General features: G+C 65.2%; 2 protein-coding genes. Both read left to right on the top strand.

The window, feature by feature from the left end; all coding sequences use genetic code 11:
• Positions 1-140 precede the first annotated feature (140 nt).
• On the top strand, positions 141-1,229 hold the full coding sequence (locus tag PQR32_RS41995) for an HlyD family secretion protein (protein ID WP_408241749.1): 1,089 nt from the start codon (positions 141-143) through the stop codon (positions 1,227-1,229).
• Positions 1,226-2,694 (top strand): efflux transporter outer membrane subunit (locus tag PQR32_RS41990; RefSeq protein WP_408241746.1); only part of this gene is annotated, 1,469 nt, incomplete at its 3' end. The genes PQR32_RS41995 and PQR32_RS41990, both read left to right, overlap by 4 nt.

Raw genomic sequence — 2,694 nt, 5'->3', positions numbered from 1 at the left:
TCGTGCTGACATCGGCGGATCTCTATCGCGTGATGGCAGGTATCGCCGTCGCCTTTCTTTTCGTTATTCCGGTGTTACCCGTGCGCGTTTATCCGCCCTGGAGCACGACGCCGCCCTCTTCCCGCTAAGCGACGCTATCCATGTCATCCGCTACCCGATTTCCTCCCAGAACGATTCGTCTTGCCGCGTATCTGCTCATACTCGGCGTCGCTGTACTGGCTGCCTGCATGTGGCTGTTTGCCGGCTCAACCAGCGAGACCACCAACGATGCCTATGTGACGGCCGATTTCACACTGGTCGCACCGCGCGTCGCGGGCCAGCTTTCCGGGGTCCTCGTCGACGACAACCAGCAGGTCAAGGCCGGGCAACTGCTGGTACGTATCGACGACCGCGACTTCCACGCCGCGTTGATGAGTGCGCAGGCTGACGTGGCCGCAGCAAAGGCATCGGTCGCGAACTACGAGGCCGAGATCGCGCGCCAGCCCGCGCTTGTCGATCAGGCGCGTGCCACGCTTCGCGCGGATGACGCGACACTCGAGTTTGCGCGCACGAATGCCGCGCGCTACCGCAATCTGTCGGAAACCGGCGCGGGCACGACGCAGGAGCAGCAGCACGCGGCGAGCGCGCTGGCCGAGGAACTCGCGCAGCAGGCGCGCAACCGGGCCGCACTCGTCGCGACCGAGCAGAACCTCGACGTGCTGAAGACACAGCGCGACAAGGCGGCCGGCGCGTTGGCCCACGCCGAGGCCGCGCTCGAGCAGGCGAAACTCAATCTGTCGTATACGGAGATCCGCGCGCCCGTCGACGGCAAGATTGGACGACGTTCGGCACGCGTGGGCGCATTCGTGACAACCGGCGCGCCGCTGCTCGCGATCGTGCCGCTGTCGGACGCCTATATCGTCGCCAACTTCCAGGAAAACCAGCTCGCCCGGATGCGGCCCGGCGACACCGTGCGCATCAAGGTCGACAGCTTTCCGGGCGTGGTGATCCGCGGGCACGTCGATAGTCTCGCGCCCGCTACGGGCGTGAGCTTCGCGCCGATCGCGCCCGACAACGCAACGGGCAACTTCACCAAGATCGTCCAGCGTGTGCCGGTCAAGATCACGATCGACCACGGACAACAGGCCGCGTCCGCATTGAGCGTGGGCCTGTCTGTCGAAACGGAGGTCGCCGTCGGCAGGCGTGCCGATGTGCGCATCGCGGGAGCCGCAGGAGCGGACGCGAAATGAACGCGCGCGACTTCTCCCTCCGCACGCCGGCGCTCGCGTTGTTGCTGTGCTGCATGCTCACCGGCTGTCTGGTCGGTCCGAACTTCGAACGTCCGCAGACGGCCACGCCCGACGTGTTCAACCGCACGCAGACCGCGCAGGCAGCGAGCCGTGCAGTCGAATCCGAATTCAGTCCGCAATGGTGGACGCTGTTCAATGACCCGATACTGGACTCACTGGAAAACCAGCTGACCGATGCGAACCTCGACGTGGCGGCTGCGTCGGCGCGCTTGCGGCAAAGCCGGGCGGAACAGCGCATTGCCGGTGCCGAAGAATATCCGACGCTGAACGGCGCCGCCTCCTATGATCGCGAGCGCGGCAGTCCGAACGGCATCCTGTCATTGCTTGGCGTCACTCCGACGGGAAGCCAGACGCAGTCGGCATCGGGCAGCGCGCCGCTTGGCGTGGCGCCGTTGCCGGGCGCCAAAGGCTCGCCCGCTTACGATCTCTACCAGTTCGGCTTCGACGCATCATGGGAACTCGACTTCTGGGGTCGCGCCCGGCGCGGTGTCGAGGCAGCGTCAGCGCTCTCCGATGCCTCGTACGAGGACCGCAACGCGATCCTGTTGTCCGCCCGCGCTGAACTCGCCCGCGACTACATCCAGTTGCGCGACACGCAGGCTCTGCTGCAGATCGCGAAACAGAACCTGGAGATCGCGCGCGACGCCACGAAGCTCACGCAAACGCGGGTGCATGAAGGCGTCACGACGGAGCTGGATGTGGCCAACGCGATGGCCCAGGCGGAGTCGATCGAAAGCCTGATCCCGACGCTCGAATCGCGCAGCGAGACCACGATCAATGCGATTGGCGTGCTGCTGGCGAAGGAACCGGGTGCATTACGGCAGATGCTCGCCGAGCCGCGTGATGTGCCGGCGCTGCCTGATCAGGTACCCATCGGCGTGCCGTCGGAACTGGTGCAGCGCCGGCCCGACATCAGGAAAGCGGAGGCTCAGCTGCACGCGGCCACCGCGACGATCGGCATGGCGAAGGCCGACTTCTATCCACGCATTTCGCTGAACGGCAGCGCCGGGTTCCAGAGCCTGCAACTCTCGAATCTTGCTGACTGGGCATCCGGGCAGTTTGTCGTGGGACCGTCGATCACGCTGCCGATCTTCGAAGGCGGACGCCTCAAGGGCACGCTTCATTTGCGCGAGGCACAGCAGCAGGAGGCGGCGATCGTCTACAAGCACACCGTGCTTCAGGCATGGCGGGAGGTGGACGACGCGCTCGTCGTCTATGACGCTGAACAGCGCCGACGCGATCGCCTGAAAACGGTCGTGAGCCTGAACCAGCGCGCGCTGTCGATTGCGCGACAACGGTACAAGGCAGGTGCGGTCGATTTCCTCGACGTGCTCAACGTGCAGAAACAGTTGCTCGATGCACAGAGCAACCTCGAGCAAAGCAAGGCTGACGCCGACGCGAACCT

Source organism: Paraburkholderia dipogonis, from assembly GCF_046027395.1.
Lineage (GTDB): Bacteria > Pseudomonadota > Gammaproteobacteria > Burkholderiales > Burkholderiaceae > Paraburkholderia > Paraburkholderia dipogonis_A.
The sequence above is the reverse complement of the archived record's forward strand: the minus strand, read 5'-3'. Positions and strand labels throughout refer to the sequence as shown.

Coding starts and splice junctions, on each gene's coding strand:
- PQR32_RS41995 (WP_408241749.1), top strand. CDS start 141: ATGTCATCCGCTACCCGATTTCCTCCCAGAACGATTCGTCTTGCCGCG.